Source organism: Stenotrophomonas sp. JAG2, assembly GCF_041080745.1.
GTDB lineage: Bacteria > Pseudomonadota > Gammaproteobacteria > Xanthomonadales > Xanthomonadaceae > Stenotrophomonas > Stenotrophomonas maltophilia_AA.
This window is the reverse complement of the sequence record NZ_JBEUMH010000004.1, coordinates 15,092-36,540: the sequence shown is the minus strand read 5'-3', so window position 1 is coordinate 36,540 and position 21,449 is coordinate 15,092. Positions and strand designations below refer to the sequence as shown.

7 protein-coding genes are annotated in these 21,449 nt (G+C 68.2%); 3 read left to right on the top strand and 4 right to left on the bottom strand.

Features of this window, described 5'->3' with window-relative positions:
* Positions 1 to 35: 35 nt before the first annotated feature.
* From AB9O74_RS06095 to rpoH, 3 genes are all read left to right on the top strand, one after another.
* Positions 36 to 12,350 carry an Ig-like domain-containing protein gene (locus AB9O74_RS06095; protein WP_369348765.1) on the top strand — a complete coding sequence of 4,105 codons (12,315 nt, stop codon included), beginning with the start codon at positions 36 to 38 and terminating at the stop codon, positions 12,348 to 12,350.
* 7 nt (positions 12,351 to 12,357) lie between these two features.
* Positions 12,358 to 16,032, top strand: coding sequence for a TonB-dependent receptor (locus tag AB9O74_RS06090; protein ID WP_369348764.1), 3,675 nt, complete (start codon positions 12,358 to 12,360; stop codon positions 16,030 to 16,032).
* 404 nt (positions 16,033 to 16,436) lie between these two features.
* Positions 16,437 to 17,312: an RNA polymerase sigma factor RpoH gene (gene rpoH / locus AB9O74_RS06085; RefSeq protein ID WP_019183519.1), complete on the top strand. Its 876-nt coding sequence runs from the start codon at positions 16,437 to 16,439 to the stop codon at positions 17,310 to 17,312.
* 231 nt (positions 17,313 to 17,543) lie between these two features.
* Here rpoH and purD read toward each other — a convergent pair whose 3' ends face one another.
* From purD to AB9O74_RS06065, 4 genes are all read right to left on the bottom strand, one after another.
* The gene (gene purD, locus AB9O74_RS06080) at positions 17,544 to 18,830 is read right to left on the bottom strand and encodes a phosphoribosylamine--glycine ligase (RefSeq protein ID WP_369348763.1); all 1,287 of its coding nucleotides are present in this window, start codon (positions 18,828 to 18,830) and stop codon (positions 17,544 to 17,546) included.
* A 93-nt stretch (positions 18,831 to 18,923) separates the two neighbouring features.
* Positions 18,924 to 19,835, bottom strand: a complete 912-nt coding sequence (locus AB9O74_RS06075; protein WP_369348762.1) for a hypothetical protein — start codon at positions 19,833 to 19,835, stop codon at positions 18,924 to 18,926.
* Positions 19,832 to 20,692, bottom strand: a complete 861-nt coding sequence (locus AB9O74_RS06070; protein ID WP_369348761.1) for a hypothetical protein — start codon at positions 20,690 to 20,692, stop codon at positions 19,832 to 19,834. Before AB9O74_RS06070 ends, AB9O74_RS06075 begins: the two co-directional genes overlap by 4 nt.
* A gap of 51 nt (positions 20,693 to 20,743) precedes the next feature.
* The gene (locus tag AB9O74_RS06065; protein WP_369348760.1) at positions 20,744 to 21,448 is read right to left on the bottom strand and encodes a hypothetical protein; all 705 of its coding nucleotides are present in this window, start codon (positions 21,446 to 21,448) and stop codon (positions 20,744 to 20,746) included.
* Between the last annotated feature and the right edge of the window lies 1 nt (position 21,449).

Here is a 21,449-nt window from a genome sequence, read left to right as displayed (position 1 = left end):
GGATGGACAGGACCACTGTTTTCGAGGATGAGCGCATGGCAGCAACCGGCACATACAGCAGGGCAGGGACGGCTTCGGCCTGCATCGCGCGCGCGGTGGCCCTGCTGGCGTTGCTGTTGCCGCCGCCGCTGCTGGCGCAGAGCTATCCCAACCCGCTCAACAACACCGCCACCGTGACGGCACCGGCCGATGTCGGCGATCCCGCGCCCGGCAACAACAGCGCCATCGACAGCAATGCACTGGCCCTGCAGGCGCAGCTGAGCGTCACCAAGGCGCTGCTCAGCGCCACACCGGTCGCGGCCGGTGGAGCGGTGCAGTACCGCATCCAGGTCAACAACGCGGGCCCGTCGGCCGCCTCGGGCGTGGGCGTGGTCGATACCGTGTCCGCGCTGCTCACCAATGTCAGCTGGACCTGCCAGGCCACCACCGCCGCCTCGTCGTGCGCGCAGGCCACCGGCAGCGGCAATGCGATCAACGTGCAGGTCACTGTCGGGGTCAACGACAGCGTGGTGCTGCTGGTCACGGGCACGGCACCGACCACCACGCCGGCCACGGTGCCGGCCAACAGCGTCTCGCTGGTGCTGCCGGTGGGCACCACCGACCCGACCCCGGGGGACAACACCGCGACCACGCCGGCGGTGCCGGTGCAGGCCAACGCGCTGGTGGCGAACAACGACACCTTTGCCACGGCGATCTCTTCGACCACGGGCGGCAGCACGCCCACCGTGCTCGGCAATGACACGCTCAACGGCGCGCCGGTGAACGGGCCCGACCTGATCATCGCGCTGCAGAGCGCACCGTCCGGCTTCACGATCAACAGCGCAGGCGTGATCACCGTGCCCGCGGGTGCGGCCGCCGGGGCAACCACGCTGACCTACCAGATCTGCGAGAACGCCTCGCCGACCAACTGCGCCACCGCGACGGTGAGCCTCATCATCGGCCCGACCGCGGTGAACGACAGCTTCAACGCGACCGGTGGCGCGCCCTCGCTGACCGCTACCGTGGCCGCCAACGACAATGCACCGGCAGGCGCGGTCTTCACCGCCGTCGGCGTGCCGCCGGCCGGTCTGACGCTCAACGGCGACGGCAGCTTCACCTACGCGCCCGCCGGTGGCATCGCCGCGGCGACGTCCTTCCAGTACCAGGTCTGCCTGCCGGCACCGAACGGCACCGTCTGCAGCACGGCGACCGCCTCGATCGTGGTCAATGCGAACGCGCTGGTCGCCGTCGATGACACCTTCGCCACGCCCCTTCCGCCCGGCACCGGCGGGCTGACCCCGAGCGTGCTCGGCAACGACACCTTCAACGGCGGCACCGTGCCGCAGGCGCAGGTCACGCTGAGCCTGGTCGGTGCACCGGCCGGCTTCGCGATCAATGCCAACGGCACGATCCAGGTGCCTGCCACCGCTGCGGCCGGCCCGTTGGCGCTGACCTACCGTTTCTGCGAGAACGCCCTGCAGGCCAACTGCGCCACGGCCACGGCGAATCTGATCGTCAGCCCGGACGCGGTCAACGATACGGTCACCACGCCGGGCGGTGGACAACCCGCGACCGGCACCCTGGCCGGCAACGACACCATCGCCAGCGGTTCCGCCTACACGCTGGGGATCGCGCCGACCCGGGGCATCGCGGTGGTCAACGCCGATGGCACCTTCACCTATACGCCGACCAACGCCAACACCGGACCGGACTCGTTCACGTACCAGGTGTGCCTGCCGACGCCCAATACGACGGTGTGCGACAGCGCGACCGTCAGCGTCAACGTGCAGGGCAACCAGATCGCCGCCGTGGACGATCTGTTCGTCACACCGCTGCAGCCGGGGAGCACCACGAGCGTCAGCCTGCTCGCCAACGACACGCTCAACGGCGCGGCGGTCGCGCCGGGCACGGTTGCCCTCACGCTCAGCAATGCGCCGGCCGGCTACGCCGTCGACGCCGGTGGGCAGGTGATTGTTCCCGCCACCGCCGCCGCCGGTGCGGTGAATTTCAGCTATCAGATCTGCGAACTGGCCAGCCCGGGCAATTGCGCCACCGCCAACGTCCAGCTGGTGATCGCGCCGGATGCGGTGGACGACATCGTCACGGCCACTGCGGGCATCGCCTTGGCCGGGACGGTTGCCGGCAACGACAACGTGCCGGCCGGTGCGCAGTTCAGCGTGCTGGCGGTGGCCGCGCACGGCAGCGTCACGCTCGCCGCGGACGGCAGCTTCAGCTATACCGCCCAGGCGGCCTACACCGGGCCGGACAGTTTCCGTTACCAGGTGTGCCTGCCGGCACCGAACGGCAACGTGTGCGACAGCGCCACGGTCACGATCAACGTCAGCCCCGGTGCGATCGTCGCTACCAACGATGATTTCAGCAGCGCGCCGCTGACCAGCGCCGGTGGGCTCACCGCCAGCGTGCTGGGCAACGACACCCTCAACGGTGTTGCGATCCTTCCCGCGCAGGCCGCGCTCTCGCTGATCAACGCCCCTCCGGCCGGCTACACCCTCGATGCCGCCGGCCAGCTGCAGGTGCCTGCCGGTACCGCCGCCGGCCCGGTCACCCTGACCTATCAGCTGTGCCAGGCCGGTACCAGCAACTGCGCCACCGCCACCATCGTCGTGGTGATCGCGCCGGATGCGGTGGCGGATGCGTACACCACCCAGGTCGCCACGGCACTCAGCGGCAATGTGTCGGTGAACGACAACACCGCGGCCGGCACCACCTTCGCGGTGACGGGCGCGACTCCGCCCGGCCTGGCGTTCAACGCCGATGGCAGCTTCACCTACACCCCGCCGGCGCAGTACACCGGCACCACCACGTTCAACTACCAGGCCTGCCTGGCCGCGCCGCGGGCGGGCGTCTGCGATACCGCCACGGTCACGCTCAACGTCAATGCCGGCACCCTGGTCGCCAATGACGATGATTTCCGCAGCGCGATCATCACGCCCACCACCGGCGGCACCACCAACAGCGTGTTGGCCAACGACACCATCAACGGTGCCATTCCGCCTGCGCCGGCCCAGGTGATCCTGAGCCTGGTCGGTGCGCCGGCCGGGTATGTACTCAACAGCAACGGCACGATTTCGGTGCCGGGCGGTGCAGCGTCCGGGGCGGTCGACTTCTCCTACCAGCTGTGCGAAGCGGCGCTGCCCGGCAACTGCGCCACGGCGGCGGTGCGCCTGCTGCTGGCGCCGGTGGCGGTCAACGATACCTTCAGCACACCGGTGGGCGTGGCAGTGACCGGCAACGTGGCCGGCAATGACAACGTGCCGGCGAACGCCACCTTCAGCCTGAGTGGCACCGCGCCGGCCGGGCTGGTGTTCAATCCGGATGGCGGCTTCACCTATACCCCGCCGGCCGGCACCCAGGGCGCGATCACCTTCGCCTACCAGGCCTGCCTGCCTGCGCCGGACAACGCGGTGTGTGCGGGCGCCACGGTCACCCTCAACGTCAATGCCGGCACCCTGATCGCCAATGACGATGATTTCCGCGGCGCACCGATCGACCCCGAGCTCGGCGGCAGCACCGCTTCGGTCCTGGTCAATGACAGCCTCAACGGCACCGTGCCGCCCGCCTCCGCGGACGTGCTGCTCAGTCTGGTCGGTGCGCCGGCCGGCTATACGCTGGCTTCCGATGGCAGCGTGACGGTCGGCAGCGGCGTCCCGGCCGGTGCGGTCACGCTGACCTACCAGCTGTGCGAAGCGGCGTTGCCGGGCAACTGCGACTCGGCGCAGATCCGGCTGCTGGTGGCACCGTCCGCGCAGGCCGACGTGTTCTCCACGCCGGCCGGTCAATTGCTGGCGGGCAACGTCGGCAGCAACGACAACGCGCCGGCCGGTGCGGTGTTCTCCCTGACCACCCCGGCGCCGGCGGGACTGCAGTTCGGCCCGGACGGCACGTTCCAGTACACGCCGCCGGCCGGCTTCACCGGGCCGGTGACGTTCACCTACCAGGTCTGCCTGCCGGCGCCGGACACCGCCCAGTGCCGCACCGCCACGGCGACCATCAACGTCAACGCCGGCACGCTGCTGGCGCGCGATGACGACTTCAGTGCCGCGCCGCTCGCGCCCGGCGGCACCACCACGGTCAGCGTGCTGGCCAACGACGCGCTGGATGGCGTCACACCGCCGGCCCCTGCGAGCGTGCTGCTCAGCCTGGTCGGCGCCCCGGCCGGCTACGCGCTGGATGCCAATGGTCTGCTGCAGGTGCCGCCCACCGCGGTGGGCGGTGCTGCGGTGCTGACGTACCAGGTCTGCGAAGCGGCGCTGCCGGGCAACTGCGCCAGCGCCACGATCCGTCTGGTGGTCTCACCGTCGGCGACCAACGATGTGTTCTCCACGCCGGCCGGGCAAGCGCTCAACGGCGCCGTGGGCGACAACGACAACGTGCCACCGGGCGCGCTGTTCACCGTCACCGGCACCGCGCCGGCCGGCCTGGTGTTCAGCGGCAGCGGCAGCTTCACTTATACCCCGCCGGTCGGCACCACCAGCCCGGTCACGTTCGACTACCAGGTCTGCCTGCCGGCGCCCAACGCCACGCTGTGCGCGAATGCCAGCGCCACCATCACCGTCAACGCAGGCACGCTCGCCGCCAATCCGGATGACTTCAGCACGACCCCGATCAACCCGGTCACCGGCGGCAGCACCCTCTCGGTGCTGGCCAACGATGCGCTCAATGGCAGCACTCCGCCGGCGGCAGCCGATGTGCTGCTGTCGTTGCAGGGCGCGCCGGCCGGGCTGGCCATCACCGCCGAAGGTGCGGTGACGGTGGCACCGGGCACGCCGGCAGGCGTGAAGAATCTGACCTACCAGCTCTGTGAAGCAGCGGCGCCATCCAACTGCGCCATCGCCACCGCACGCGTGGTGGTCGCGCCGTCCGCCGTGGACGATGCGTTGTCCACGCCCTCGGGCCAGGTGCTGAACGGCTCGGTGGCCAGCAACGACAATGTGCCGGTGGGCGCCCAGTTCACCGTGCTCAACATCCCGCCGGATGGTCTGGTGCTCGCGGCCGACGGCACCTTCAGCTATACGCCCCCGGTCGGCTTCAGTGGCGCAATCCCGTTCACCTACCAGGTCTGCCTGCCGGCACCGGACGCAGGCGTCTGCGCGACGGCCAGCGTCACCCTCAACGTCAACAGCGGCACGCTGGTGGCGGTCGACGACAGCTTCGCCACGCCGCTTGCCCCCGGTACCGCCTCGCCGTCCGTGCTGGTCAACGACACACTCAATGCGGCCACGCCGCTGCCTGCCGAGGTCGTGCTGTCGCTGATCGGCGCGCCGACCGGTTTCGCCATCGCTGCCGATGGCACGGTCACGGTCGCAGCCGGGACCGCCGCCGGCGCCACGACGCTCACGTACCAGATCTGCGAAGCCGCTGCGTCGTCCAACTGTGCCACCGCCAGTATCGCGCTGGTGGTGGCGCCTGCGCCGGTCAACGATGCGTTCGCCGTGCAGGCGGGCCAGACGATCAACGACACGGTGTCGGGCAACGACAACATGCCCATCGGGTCGCTCTACAGCGTGCCGGGCGCACTGCCGGCCGGTGTGACCTTCAATGCCGACGGCAGCTTCAGCTACACGCCGCCGGCCGGCACCACCAGCCCCACCAGCTTCACCTACCAGTCCTGCCTGCCGGCGCCGAACGCGGCCGTCTGCGGCACCGCCACGGTCACGCTCAACATCAACAACGGCGCCCTGGTCGCGACCGACGACAGCTTCGGTGCGATCGCGCCGGGCGCTGCCACGCCCAGCGTGTTGAACAACGATGCGCTCAACGGCGTCAGCCCGGTACCGGCCGCCAGCGTCTCGCTGAGCCTGGTCGGCGCGCCGGTCGGATTCACGATCAACCCCAACGGCACGGTCTCGGTGGCGGGCAATGCGCCTACCGGCGCGACCACGCTGAGCTACCAGATCTGCGAAACCGCCGCGGCGAACAACTGCGCCACCGCGAGCATCGCGCTGGTGGTGCGTCCGGCACCCGTCGATGACGCGATCGCCGTGCAGGCCGGCCAGCCCAACAGCGGCAACGTGTCGGGCAATGACAACATGCCGGCCGGCTCGACCTGGAGCGTGACCGCGCCGCCCCAGGGACTGGTGTTCAACAGCAACGGCAGCTTCACCTATACGCCGCCGGCCGGCACCGTCGGCCCGGTTACGTTCGCCTACCAGGCCTGCCTGCCCGCACCGGATGCCGCCCTGTGCGGCACCGCCACGGCCACCTTGACCATCGCCGTCAACGCCGTGGTCGCCAACGACGATACCTTCGCCGTGCCGCTCACCGGTGGCTCCGCCACGCCCAGCGTGCTGGCCAACGATTCGCTCAATGGCGTGAGCCCGCCGGCCGCGGCGACGGTGCAGCTGCTGCTGGTCGGTGCACCGGCCGGCTTCGTGATCAACAACGATGGCACCGTGCAGATTCCCGTCGGCGCCACCGCCGGTACCACGACGCTGACCTATCAGCTGTGCGAAGCCGCATCGCCGACCAACTGTGCCACCGCCGCGATCCGCATCGTAGTCACGCCGGCGCCGCAGAACGATGCCTTCTCCGTGCCGGCCGGTGGCACGCTCGTCAACGGCAGCGTCGCCGCCAACGACAGCATGCCGGCCGGGTCCACCTGGACCGTGCAGGGCACGCCCCCGAACGGGCTGGTGTTCAATGGCGACGGCACCTTCAGCTACACGCCGCCGGTGGGCACCACCGGTGCGGTGACCTTCACGTATCAGACCTGCCTGCCCGCACCCAATGCCGGTGTCTGCGGCACGGCGACGGTCACGCTCAACGTCAACCTGGGCACGTTGGCGGCCGCCGACGACAGCTTCACCGACATCGCGCCGGGTACCGCCACGCCCAGCGTGCTCGGCAACGATGCGCTCAACGGCGTCAGTCCGCCGGCGCCGGCCACCGTGCAGCTGAGCCTGGTCGGTGCACCGTCCGGTTACAGCGTCGCCCCGGATGGGACGATCAACGTGCCGACCGGTGTCGTCGCCGGCGCGACCACGCTGACCTATCAGATCTGCGAAACCGCCGCGCCGTCCAATTGCGATACCGCCACGGTTGCGCTGGTGATCCGTCCGGCACCGCAGAACGATGCCTACGCGGTGCAGGCCGGTGGCACGATCAGCAACGGCAACGTCGCGGCGAACGATGGCATGCCGGCCGGGTCCACCTGGACTGTGCAGGGCACGCCGCCGAACGGGCTGGTGTTCAATGCCGATGGCACGTTCACCTATACCCCGCCGCTCGGCACCACCGGTCCGGTCACCTTCACCTACCAGGCCTGTCTGCAGGCCCCGAACGCGGCACTGTGCGCGACCGCCACGGTGACGCTCAACGTCAACACCGGCACCCTGGCCGCCGCCGATGACACGCTCACTGGCGTGCTGCCGGGCGCGACCACGGCCGGCAGCGTGCTGGCCAACGACAGCCTCGACGGCACCTCGCCGCCGACCGCGACGGATGTGCTGCTGAGCCTGGTCGGTGCACCGGCCGGCTTCACGATCAATCCGGACGGCACGATCAGCGTCGGTGGCGGGGTGACCGCCGGCCCGACCACGCTCACCTATCAGATCTGCGAAGCCGCTGCATCGAACAACTGCGATACCGCCAGCGTCACCGTGGTGGTGACGCCGCTGCCGCAGAACGATGCCTTCAGCGTGCAGCTGGGGCAGACCCTGGGCAACAGCGTGGCCAGCAACGACAACCTGCCGCCCGGCGCCAGCTGGACGCTGCAGGGCACGCCGCCGGCCGGCCTGACCTTCAATGCCGATGGCTCGTTCACCTATACCCCGCCGGGTGGCACCACCGGGCCGGTGAACTTCACCTACCAGGCCTGCCTGCCGGCGCCGAACACGACCCTGTGCGGCACCGCCACGGTTACCCTCAACATCACCACCGGTGCGCTGCTGGCCGGCAATGACACCTTCAGTGGCATCGCCCCCGGCACCACGTCGGCCGCCAGCGTGCTGGCCAATGACAGCCTCAACGGCGTCTCGCCGCCGGCCGCGGCCAGCGTCGTGCTGAGCCTGGTGGGCGCGCCCGCCGGCTTCGCGATCACGCCCGGCGGCACCATCAGCGTCGCCACCGGCACGATGGCAGGCGCGACCACGCTCACCTACCAGATCTGCGAAGCCGCCGCGCCAGGCAACTGCGCCACGGCCACGGTGACGGTGATCGTCAGTCCCACGCCGCAGAACGATGCCTTCTCGGTACAGGCCGGGCAGAGTCTGGGTAACAGTGTGGCGACCAATGACAGCCTGCCGCCGGGGTCCACCTGGGCGATCCAGGGCACGCCGCCCGCCGGGCTTGCGTTCAACGCCGATGGCAGCTTCACCTATACACCGCCGATCGGCACGCCCAGCCCGGTGACCTTCGTTTACAGCGCGTGCCTGCCAGCACCGGACAGCAGCCTGTGCGGCACGGCCACGGTCACCCTCAACGTCAACAACGGCACGCTCACCGCCGGCGATGACACGCTCACCGGCGTGCTGCCCGGTGCGACCACGGGCGGCAGCGTGCTCGCCAACGACAGCCTCAACGGTGTCTCGCCGCCGGCGCCCGCCGATGTGGTGCTGAGCCTGGTCGGCGCGCCGGGTGGCTTCACCCTCTCGCCGGACGGCACGATCAGCGTGGGCACCGGTGTGGTGTCCGGTCCGACCACGATCACCTATCAGATCTGCGAAGCGGCGGCGCCGGCCAACTGCGATACCGCCAGCGTCACCGTGGTCGTCACCCCGGCACCGCAGAACGATGCCTTCGCAGTGCAGGCCGGACAGACGTTGGGCAACACGGTCGCCGCCAACGACAACACGCCGCCGGGTGCGGTGTTCACCCTGCAGGACACTGCGCCGGCGGGTCTGACCTTCAACCCCGATGGCACGTTCACCTATACCCCGGCTGCGGGCGTGACCGGCCCGGTCAGCGTCGCCTACCAGGTATGCCTGCCCGCGCCGAACGGCAGCCTGTGCGGCCGCGCGATCCTCACCATCAACATCAACAACGGCCTGCTGTTGGCCGTCGATGACACGCTCACCGGCGTCGCGCCGGGCACCACCTCCAGTGGCAGCGTGCTGGCCAACGACAGCCTCAATGGCGTCTCGCCGCCGGCAGCGGCGGATGTACTGCTGAGCCTGGTCGGCGCACCGGCCGGTTTCAGCATCACGCCGACCGGCACGATCACGGTGGCCAGTGGTACGACCTCCGGTGCCACGACGATCACCTACCAGATCTGCGAAGCCGCCGCGCCGGGCAACTGCGATACCGCCAGCGTCACCGTGGTGGTCAGCCCCGCCCCGCAGAACGACGCGTTCTCGGTGCAGGTCGGGCAGACCCTGAGCAACAGCGTGGCCAGCAACGACGCCATGCCCGCCGGTGCGCTCTACACCGTGCAGGGCACGCCGCCGCCCGGCCTGACCCTGGCCAGCAATGGTGGCTTCACCTATACGCCGCCGGCAGGCACGCCGAGTCCGGTCAGCTTCACCTACCAGACCTGCCTGCCTGCGCCGTACGCCGCGACCTGCGGCACCGCTGCGGTGACGATCAACATCAACACCGGCACGCTGGTGGCCGGTGACGACGTGCTTACCGGCCTCGTACCGGGCACCACGTCCTCGCTCAGCGTACTGGCCAACGATCAGCTCAACGGCGTCAGCCCGCCGCCGGCGGCAGCGGTGCAGCTCAGCCTGATCGGTGCACCGGCCGGTGTCAGCATCAACCCGGACGGCACGATCAGCATCGGCAGCGGCGTCACCGGCGGCGCGACCTTGGTGACCTACCAGATCTGCGAAGCCGCCGCGCTCGCCAACTGCACCACCGCCACGGTCACCGTGGTGGTCACCCCGGTCCCGCAGAACGACAGCTTCACCGTGCCTGCCGGGCTTCCGCTCACGGCCAACGTCGGCGCCAATGACAATGTCGTCGCCGGTGCGCTCTACACCCTCACCAGCGGCGCATTGCCGGGCCTGGTGTTCAATGCCGATGGCAGCTTCAGCTACACAGCGCCGTCGGGCACGCCGGGGCCGGTGAACTTCAGCTACCGGGTCTGCCTGCCCGCGCCGTACACCGCGCAATGTGGCGACGCGACCGTGACGCTCACCCTGTCCGGCTCGGCCAACGTGGTGCTCGCGGTCAACGACGACTTCACCGGCACCCCGGTCGATCCGGCCGTGGGCGGCACCATCGCCCGCTCGGTCGTGGAGAACGACAGCTTCAACAACGTTTCGCCGCCGCCGGTGGGCAGCGTCGTGGCCAGCCTGACCGGCAGCACGCCGGGTTACACGATGAACAACCAGGGCCAGATCATGGTCGCGGCGGGTGTGCAGCCCGGCCAGGTGCAACTGGCCTACCAGCTGTGCGAGAACGGCGTGCCGACCAACTGCACCACCGCGATCGCCACGGTGCGGGTGCAGGGCCCCGTCGGTGCGCTGCTGGCGGTGGACGACAGCGGCGGCCCGATCGGTCCGTCCGGCCGCACGCGCCTGTTCAATGTGTTCACCAACGATACGTTCAACGCCGCGCCGCTGGATCCGGCCCAGGTGAGCTTCGCACCGGTCGCCACCAACGCCCTGGCCTTCAGCGCCGATGGCTGGGTGGATGTGGCTGCCGGGCTGGCGCCGGGCAGCTATGGCACCACGTACACGATCTGCCTGCTCAACCAGCCGACCGTCTGCGATACCGCAAACGTCACCGTCACCGTCATCGTCGGCGATCCAGGCGTGGATGCTGAAGACGACCGGGTGGAAATCCCGCAGGACGGCGTGATCGAGATCGACGTGCTCGGCAACGACCGCGTCAACGGCACGCCGATCGATCCGGACACCGTCACCGTGACCATCACCGCGCCGCCGCCGTATGGCACGGCCACGGTGCTGCCGCGTGCCCGCATCCGCTTCGCCGCGCTGGCCAACTTCTCCGGCGAGCAGACCTTCGACTACCAGGTCTGCGAGGTGGCGAATCCGGCGATGTGTGCCGGTGCCACGGTCACGGTCATGGTCGAGCCGAACGTGCTCACCCTGGCTGACGATGCCGTCACCGCGGAGAGCAGTGCGCCGCTGGCGATCAACGTGCTGGCCAACGACAGTGCGCGTACCGCGCCACTGGATCCGGCGTCGCTGCAGGTCGCGGTGGCGCCCACGCACGGCAGCGTGCAGTGCGCCAACGGCGTCTGCACCTATACGCCGGCGGCCAACTTCGCCGGCACCGACAGCTTCCGTTACCGGGTCTGCGATGTGTCCCTCCCGACACCGCTGTGCGCCGAAGCGAACGTCGCGGTCACCGTGGCCGGCCAGCAGGCCGTACTGCGCCTGACCAAGGTGGCCGGCAAGCGCAGCGCGCAGATCGGCGACCTGGTGCGCTACACCGTCACCATCGACAACGTCGGCGAGGTGGATGCCAACGGTGCCACCCTGCTCGATACGCTGCCGCCGGGCTTCACCTTCGTGCGCGGCGGATTCGCGGTGCTCGATGCCGACAACGACGCGCGCACCAGCGGCGTGCAGCCGCTGCGCATCGACGGCATCGACGTGGCCGCGGGCGAGCGCGCCACGGTGGTGTACTACCTGCGCGTCGGCGCCGGGACCGGCACGGGGGTGCACACCAACCGCATCACCGCCATCGACGGCGAGAACCGCACGATCGGCAACGTGGCCTCGGCCGAGGTGGAGATCACCACCGATCCGCTGCTCGATGAGAGCCTGATCGTCGGCAGCGTGTTCGACGACCGCAACGGCAACGGCATCCAGGATGACGGTGAGCGCGGCATTCCCGGCGTGCGCATCGCAGCGGTGGAAGGCCTGCTGATGGAAACCGATGCCTTCGGCCGCTATCACCTGGTCGGGATTCCGGGCGGCGAGGCGCGCGGGCGCAACTTCATCCTGAAGGTGGATCCGTCCACGTTGCCGGCCGGTGCGCGCTTCACCACGCCCAACCCGCTGGTCCGTCGCATCACCCCCGGGCTGCCGGTGCGCTTCGACTTCGGTGTGCGCATGCCCGAGGGTGCGCTGAGTACCGCACCGCCGACAGCGCCCACCGCATCGCGACCCGCGCGCATCGAGCTGGGCGAGGCGCTGTTCCCCACGGGCAGCGCGCAGCTGGGGGCCGACCGCGCACCGGTGATCGCAACGGCCGCGCAGGCCCTGGTGGCGCGTGGCGGCGGACGGCTGCAGCTCACCGCGCCTGCCGGCCAGGCCGACCTTGCACGGCAACGTGCACAGGCGTTGCGGGTGGCCCTGCGGCCGCAGCTGCCGGCGCCGGTCGCCGCAGCGACCACGATCGAGGTGCTGGACGCCGATGGGCGCGTGCTGCAGCGCCTGCGCCTGGATGATCCCCCCGAGCCTGCCAGTCCCGGTCGCGCGACCGGGGAGGGGCGCTGACATGGACATGACCCTGATTCCGAGCCCGATCTCCCGCCGCCTTATCGTCGGCCTGGCCAGCGCCGTGCTGCTGGCAGCGCCTGCCGCCGCCCAGCAGTCTCTGCCGGCTCCTTCACCCGCGCAGATCCGCTGCGAAGCCGACCGCTGCCGCAGCGATGACGGGCTGCTGCTGCGCATCGGCGATGACGACGCGCCCGCGCTGCCGCTGCCGGGCCGCACCGATCTCCCCGTGGCCGGCACGGTACCGGCGTCACCGGCAGTCACCCCGGACGTGGCGGCGCGCGGCGGCCAGTTCATGGCCGAGCTGCCCAACGGCGGCGTGGTGTGGGCGACCGAAGATCCGACCATGGTGCCGCCCAGCCTGAGCGTGCAGGCCGCCGCCACCGTGCCGTTCGAGAATGGCCGGGTGATCCGTCCGCTGCGCTTCCACAGTTACAACAACTACGCCTCCTTCATCCAGAAACTGGAGGTGACGCTGTATCGCGGTACCGATACCGATCTGGTCACGCCGCTGGCCCGCATCGAGTTGCCGGCCGACTACGTTGGCGATGCCGAGTGGAGCGGTGAGCTGCCGCCGCAGATCAAGCTGCGCACCGGTGACGATCTCATCTACGTCGCACGTGCGTACGGCGCCGGTGGGGCGTTCGATGAAACCCGTCTCCAGCGCATCCAGCTGGTGACCCCGGCCGATTTCGACCGGGGCCTGCAGATCACCCGTGAGAACGTGCAGAAAACGCTGGGCCAGGCCCTGGATGGCGACAGCGCGCAGGACCTGCAGCTCAGCAACAGCATCTACGGGCAGAGCATGCTCCGCCTGCAGAACATTCCCATCCACGGCTCGCGCGTGCGTCTGTATGGCCGCAACCTGGAACCCAACAGCCGCGTGCGCATCAACGGCCAGGACTTCCCGGTCGACCTGGAGCAGAAGTTCGCGGCCGAGTTTCTCGAGCCGGTGGGCGAGCATCGCTACGACGTCAGTGTCGAATCCCGCGATGCGCCCTCCGCGCAGCGGCAGCTGGACGTGGATGTCACCGGCCGCTACCTGTTCCTGGTCGCCATCGCCGATGTCACCGTGTCCAAGAACAGCGCCAGTGGCAACCTGCAGCCCCTGGCGGCGGATGATCGCGACGACGACAGCTTCCTCAGCGAGGGCCGGCTGGCGTTCTACCTGAAGGGCAAGTTGCGCGGCAAATACCTGGTCACTGCACAGGCCGACACCCAGGACCGCGAGCTGAAGTACCTGTTCCGCGATTTCACCCAGGCCGACGCGCAGGACGTGTTCCGCCGCCTGGATCCAGACCTGTATTACCCGGTGTATGGCGATGACTCCACCACCTACCGCGACGTGGATACGCAGGGCAGGCTGTACCTGCGCGTGGACTGGGATCAGAGCCAGGCCGTGTGGGGCAACTACGCCACTGGCATCACCGGCACCGAATATGGCCAGTACGTGCGCTCGCTGTATGGCGGTGCGTTGAACTGGCGCTCGCTGGAGGCCACGCCGCTGGGCGAGGCGCGCTCGCAGGTGAAGGTGTTCGGTTCGGAAGCGCAGTCCGCCCCGGGCCACAGTGAATTCCTCGGCACCGGCGGCAGTCTGTACTACCTGCGTCACACCGACGTGCTGCCGGGCTCGGAGCAGGTGGTGCTGGAAGTACGTGACCGCACCACCGGCCGCACCGAAACGCGCGCCAGCCTGCAGGAGGGCGTGGACTACGAGATCGACAACCTGCAGGGCCGCCTGATCCTGACCCGTCCGCTGGCTCAGCTGACCCGCGAGAACGTGCGCAGCATCACCCGCGACATGCCCCTCGACGGCTACGACCAGTTGCTGCTGGTGGACTACGAATACGTGCCGCTGGGCTTCAGCAGCGATGACGTGACCTACGGCGCGCGCGGCCGGCAATGGATCGGTGACCACGTGGCGATCGGCGGCACCTGGATCGACGAGAACCGCAGCGGCGAGAACTACAGCCTCAAGGGCGCCGACCTCACCCTGCAGGCGGGACGTGGCACATATCTGAAGATGGAGCAGACCCGCACCGAAGCGACTGCCGCCCCGGTGTTCTATTCGGACAACGGCGGCTTGAGCTTCATCCGTCGCAATCCCTACGAAGGCCGGCGCTCGGGCACCGCCAGCGCGGTGGAAGCGCGTGCCAACCTGCGTGAGCTGGGCTGGACGACGCAGGACTGGAGCCTGGGGGCGTGGTGGCGCGACGTCGATGCCGGCTTCTCGGTCGCGCGCCAGGACACCGGGCTGCCGATCCAGGAATACGGTGCCGAATTCCTCGGCTACCTCACCGACGACGTCAGTCTGTACGGCCGGTACACCCGCACCGAGCAGGGCGAACTGGCGCTGGAGCAGAGCCAGCTGACCGCGGAGTGGCGACTGGGCAACGACGGCCAGCTGACCGGTGAGCTGCGCCGCGTGCGCGAGGAACAGGAGCTGCAGAGCGTGGACGCCCTGCTGGCGGCGATCGGTTACCGCCAGCGCTTCGGCGCGTCATGGGAGCTGTACGGCACCGGCCAGGTCACGCTGGATGATGACGGTGGCGCGTACGAGAAGAACGACCTGCTCACGCTGGGCGCGCGGTATCTGTTCGGCGACCGCAGCAGTGTCGGCGCGGAAGTCAGTGGCGGCAGCCGCGGCCACGGCGCCAAGGTCGATGGCGAATACCGCATGGCACCGGACCACAGCCTGTACGGCAGTTACAGCTACAGCACCGACCGCACCGGCACCGATCCGCTGTTCGATACCGGGCTGCAGAGTGGCTGGACGCTGGGCCAGCGCTGGCGGCTGAGCAATCAGGTCAACGTTTACAACGAGAGCCAGTATCTGAAGGACCGTCGCCAGGACAGCGCAGGCATCGTGCACACCTTCGGCATGGACTTCTATCCCGCGCAGGGCTGGAACCTGGGCTTCACGATCATGGACGGTGAGCTGGATTCCACCCTGGGGCGTGTCGATCGCCGCGCCTACAGCGTGAGCGGCGGACGTACCGATGCCGTAGCGCAGTGGAACAGCAAGCTGGAGTATCGGCGCGACAGTGGAGCCGAGCAGCGCGAGCAGTGGGTGACCACCAACCGCCTGCTGTACAAGCTCAACGAAGACTGGCGCTTCGCCTTGCGCGCGAACTATGCCGATACCGAAGACCGCATCGACCGCCTGGCCGACGCCAAGCTGGTGGAGACCAACATGGGCTTTGCCTGGCGCCCGCACGACAACACGCGCTGGGCCGGCTTCGGCAAGTTCACCTATCTCTACGATGTGGCATCGCTGGGGCAGGAGGGCGGCAACCTGTACGACCAGCGTTCGCAGATCCTCTCGCTCGAAGGGATCCGTCAGCTGGGCGCGCGCTGGGAAGTGGCCGGCAAGCTGGCCTCGCGCTGGGGCGACTACCGCACCGGCCGTGGCGAGGGCGCCTGGCTGGACAGCCGCGCCGACTTCGCCGCGCTGCAGCTGCGCTATCGCCTGTTCGCGCAATGGGAAGGGTTGGCCGAGCACCGCTGGTTGAAGGTGCGCGACGGTGGCGTGCGCAAGGGCTGGCTGGTGGGCGTGGACCGCCGGGTCGGGGAGAACTTCAAGGTCGGGGTGGGCTACAACTTCACCGAGTTCAGCGATGACATGACCGAGCTGAAGTACGACCAGAAGGGGTTCTTCCTGAACATGGCGGGGTATTACTAGGCTTCGGATGGTTCGGGCCTGCCACGCATGGCGTGGCACTACCGAGCATCGCGGTGTTGGGGGGCGGGTTTGGGGGGACGATCCGGTTCGGCGCCGTGGCGCGACTGCTCCGATGGGTGATTGGGGGTAGAGCCAGGCCGTGCCTGGCTGAACTGCCGACAACCTTTCCGGCATGAATGGGCGCTTCCCGGTGGCCCGTTCAGCCAGAAAACACGCCCTGGCGCCCAATTCATCATCCTATATCATTGATTTCCTTCGACTTGATGCGTGATTTCCAGCCCCTCGCCACTGTCATCATTTCGCGGTACGTTAGCCGGGTGATCGGTGCCAGCATCCCATGAACAGAACGCTGGAACTTCTTTCCCCTTTAGCAGTCCAATTCCGGGACTGCTAAGATGAGTGCTATGAGCCAGAACACCTCTACTGCCCTTGTGGCAAACAATCTCCCGATTCCCAGTGCGCTCGGTTCGCTGGACGCCTACATCGGTGCCGTGCACCAGATCCCGGTGCTGTCGGTCGATGACGAGCAGGACCTGGCCCGCCGCTTCCGCGACGAGCTGGATCTGGACGCCGCGCGCGAGCTGGTCCATTCCCACCTGCGCTTCGTGGTGCACGTCGCCCGTGGCTACAACGGCTACGGCCTGGCGCTGGGCGACCTGATCCAGGAAGGCAACATCGGCCTGATGAAGGCGGTGAAGCGCTTCGACCCGGACATGGGCGTTCGCCTGGTGTCGTTCGCGGTGCACTGGATCCGTGCGGAAATGCACGAGTTCATCCTCAAGAACTGGCGCATCGTCAAGGTCGCCACGACCAAGGCGCAGCGCAAGCTGTTCTTCAACCTGCGCAAGTCCAAGACCCGTCTGGGCTGGATGAACGCGGCGGAAGTCAGTGCGGTGGCCAAGGACCTGAACGTGTCCGAGCGCGAAGTGCTCGAGATGGAGTCGCGCCTGTCGGGCCGCGATATCGGTTTCGATCTCTCCAGCGATGACGATGACGATCATGCGCCGCCGTCGCCGGCTGCCTACCTGCGCGCCAATGAAGAAGATCCTTCGATGGCGTATGAGCGGATGGACAGCGAAGACAATCAGCTGCAGCTGCTGCGCGAAGGAATGGCCGAGCTGGATGCGCGTTCGCGCGACATCATCCGCCGTCGCTGGCTGGACGCGGACAGCAAGGTGACGCTGCAGGAGCTGGCCGATGAGTACGGCGTGTCGGCCGAACGCATCCGCCAGGTCGAGGCGAACGCGCTGAAGAAGATGAAGGCGCTGTTTACTGCGTGATGCAGTAAGCCGCTGGAGTAAATGATAAGGCCCGGCACTGCCGGGCCTTTTCTTTTGCGGCAGCGCTATACCGGTGTCTGTCCGGTGATCTTTCCGACAGCCGGGCACGCCACTTGCTGATGTTCACGCCGTACCATTCAAGGGCGCGGTATCGACGCCGTCCTCTAGAACAAAGGCCCGGCAATGCCGGGCCTTTGCGCTGCACGGCAGCCGTGCTGCCCTTGACCTGCCTCAGCCCTGCTCGCGCGCAATCGCCCGCCAGCCGATATCGCGGCGGTGGAACTCATGGGCCCAGTGGATCGCACCGACGCCGGCGTAAGCGTTGCGCTGTGCCTCGCCTACCGTGCCACCCAATGCCGCCACGCACAGCACGCGGCCGCCGGCGCTGAGCACCTGGCCCTGCGCATCCAGCGTGGTGCCGGCATGGAACACCTTGGCCGTCGCGGCGACCGCGTCCAGGCCATGGATCACGTCGCCGGTGATCGGCGTTTCCGGATACGGCGAGGCGGCCATCACCACGCCGAGTGACGGGCGCGGATCCCACTGCGCTTCCACGGTGTCCAGACGCTCGTCGATCGCCGCTTCGACCAGGTCCACCAGGTCCGACTGCAGGCGCAGCATCACCGGCTGCGTTTCCGGGTCGCCGAAGCGCACGTTGAACTCGATCACCTTCGGCGCGCCGCTGGCATCGATCATCAAGCCGGCATAGAGGAAACCGGTGAACGGAATGCCGTCGGCGATCATGCCCTGCACGGTCGGGTTGACCACCTCGCGCATCACGCGCGCATGCACCTCATCGGTCACCACCGGGGCCGGCGAGTACGCGCCCATGCCGCCGGTGTTCGGGCCGGTGTCGCCGTCGCCAACACGCTTGTGATCCTGCGAGGTCGCCATCGGCAGCGCAGTCCTGCCGTCCACCATCGAGATGAAGCTGGCTTCTTCGCCGTCCAGGAACTCTTCGATCACCACGCGTGCGCCGGCATCGCCGAAGGCATTGCCGGAGAGCATGTCGCGCACCGCGTCCTCGGCCTCGGCCAGGGTCATCGCCACGATCACACCCTTGCCGGCGGCCAGGCCATCGGCCTTGACCACGATCGGCGCGCCTTTCTCCCGCAGGTAGGCCAGCGCCGGCTCGACCTCGGTGTGCACGGCATAGAACGCGGTGGGAATGCCGTGGCGGGCCAGGAAGTCCTTCGCATACGCCTTGCTGCCTTCCAGCTGCGCAGCGGCGGCGGTTGGCCCGAAGATGCGGTGGCCGGCGGCGCGGAAGCGGTCGACCACACCGGCCACCAGCGGCACTTCCGGACCGACCACGGTCAGGCCGATGTCTTCGGTGCCGACCAGCGCCAGCAGGCCGTCCAGGTCGGTGACCTTGACGTCCACGTTGCGGCACTTGGGTTCGGTGGCGGTGCCTGCATTGCCGGGCGCGACGATGACCTCGCGGACCTTCGCGGACTGGGCCAGCTTCCAGGCCAGGGCGTGTTCGCGGCCGCCAGCGCCGATGACCAGGATCTTCAATGCAGTTCTCGCGTAAGAGGGCAGGAACGTGATTTTACGCGGTGCGGGCGGCGGGTGCATTCGGGCGGTCGGTTGCCGGGGCAACCCACGGCCTCAGCTGTCGGCGCAGCCGTCGCGCTGGAGGTCATCCGGCACCGGATACGCGCGCTGCCGGGCATCGAAGATGAGGTGGTAGTACCCGGTCGCAGGGCCCGTGCAGTCGTGGCCGCTGGCACGCACCGTCAGCGGCCAGTAGCCATCCACGGCAGTGCTGTCGCCCACCGTCGTGCTGAAGTCGACTGCGAAGACCGTGCTTCCGCAGGCGGACGGATCACCGTCGCAGTGATGCAGGGCGAGGTTGTCGAGATGATCGCGGTACTGGGCGACATCGCGCAGGCGATGGTTGTGCTCGGCGATGTAGCTGCGCCAGATGTACCGATGGCCGCGTCGGTGTTCCCCATGGGTGATCTGGAACGCACGGCGCTGCGGGCCGAGCCGCGCGATCTGGACGGTGCCGGGTGCGCCATGGCGGCCGTACGGGCCCTGCAGGCGCTGGGCCATCACCAGCAGCGGATCATCGGCGCGCAGTGGGGCGAACACGCCGCCTCGGTTGGCCTCTTCGTTGTCCTTGCCCACGCGCAGCACATACAGATCGACCCGGCCCGGCTCGACCGTGGCTGCGTCGTCCAGCGTCTGGCACACCGCCAGCAGGGTCTGCCCATGACCGTCGGCCGTGACCGTGTCACGCGCGCACACGCTGCGGGTGACCGGGCGCAGCGCCTCGACCTCGGTGTCCTCCCAGTCGTCCTTCCATGGCGCATCCAGAACGGCCTTGTCGCCATAGCGCTCGCGAAGGAAGGCCTGCAGGCGCTGGGTCTGATCGCCCCTGACCCGGACGGTGTCTTCCGGTTGCGCCGTGGTGTCGAGCACACGGTGCGCTTTGGCGGGTCCGGAAGGCGCAGGTGTACGGTCACAGCCGGCCAGCAGCACGAGCGCCACGACTGCCAATGCGTACAAACGCATCACTCGCACTCTTCGCGCCTCAGTGCCTCGGGGAACGCATAGCTCCAGGTCGTCGGGTCCAGGGTGAAGCGGTGTTCGCGCCGCACCGGCTGCCCGCCGCAGCCCAGGCCGGTCTCCTCGATCAGCAGCGGCCACTGCCGTGCCGCCGGATCGCGGTCGTCGAAGTGCAGGGTGAAATCGAGGTTGAACAACCGCGCCTGGCAGTCCGGTTCCGCATCGGCGTCGTCGCAGTCGTAGGCGGCGGTGTTGTCGATATGGCTGCGCACGCCACCGGCCTCCACGAGCCCGTTCGGGCCGGGCAACACCAGCGTCTGGGTGATCAGCGAATAGCCTTGGCCGAACCAGCCGTGCTCGATGCGGAAGCCGTAGAAGTCGCTGCCGGCGCGGAGGATCTGCACGGTGCCGGGCTCGCCCCGGCTGCCGAAGTTCTGCCCGGTCAGCTCGGCGGCCACGGCAAAGCGGTCCGCCTCGGGGCGCAGCACGAAGAAGTCGATCGCGCCCGGGTCCGGGTGGGCACCGTCCAGCGGTGAACCGCAGACGGCCAGCAGTTGTTGCCAGCTGTCGCCGGTGACCACCGGTTGCTCGGCGCAGACATGCCAATCAGTGAGGCGGGTGTCGCCGTCCTGGGTCCAGCTCCCACGCCATTTTCCCGAGAGCTTGGCGGCCTTGCCGTAGCGCTCGGTCAGGAAGGCCCGCAGGCGTTCCGTGCGGCTGAGGTGGGCGAGCGGGGCTGCCTTCGCCACGGCCGCGTCCTGTGCGGCCTGCGGCGGCGCCGGTGCGTTGGTGGGCGCGCAGCCGGCCAGCGCTGCTGCGCTGGCGATGGCGAGTGCAGCGAAGTGTTTCAAGTGCTGCGGGGACATCCGTGTCGCTCGGGAGTTAGTGATGGGACTGACGCGCGCAAATGAGTACTTTCACTGCGTAATCCTCTGGATGAGGGCCAATGCAGGGGGACCCAGCACAGGAATAGTGCTGGCTACCGTCATTAAGTCCGCAAGGATTGATAAACCTTCCTTCAGTGATTTAGATCCTGAGACATCTTGGCCAGCTTCTTTCAGTGCCCCAAGATCAAATGCGGTTGCCTTAAGGAGATCGAAAATCGCTTCCTGCCCAAAAATTGCGTAATTTTCTATGGCAGCAATCAGGCTACGGACTCTATCCAAGAGTACCAACTTCGCCTCAGGACTGAGGCTCGATGAAGCGATCTCATCGAGTGCCATTCGAAGTGCGTCATGTGAGCTCTTAAGACGACTGTCGTCTAAAAGGACGGTTCGCCGCTCACCGTTGACGAGTTTTGCTTGCATCTTTAGATAGCTTATTGAATGTGAATCAATATATTTGAAGAATTCGTTCCACGGCGAGTGAAGAGTAGAAACCGTCAGGGCCGCAGCAATGCGGGATCTCCAATAGTTCACTCCATCGGTGCAGTCGGGGTGAAGTTCGATTACCTGCCGTGCAGCATCGCCTGCGAGCACAAGCAATGCCCCAAGTTTTTCTGGAACTTCATGGTCATGGGTGACGTTAAACAGCGTCTTCCAATTCTGCATGCCCTGAGTTGAAGCAGACAATTCCTTGGCCCGGAGCAGAAGCACCAACAATCTCGATACAGCGTTGTCCATG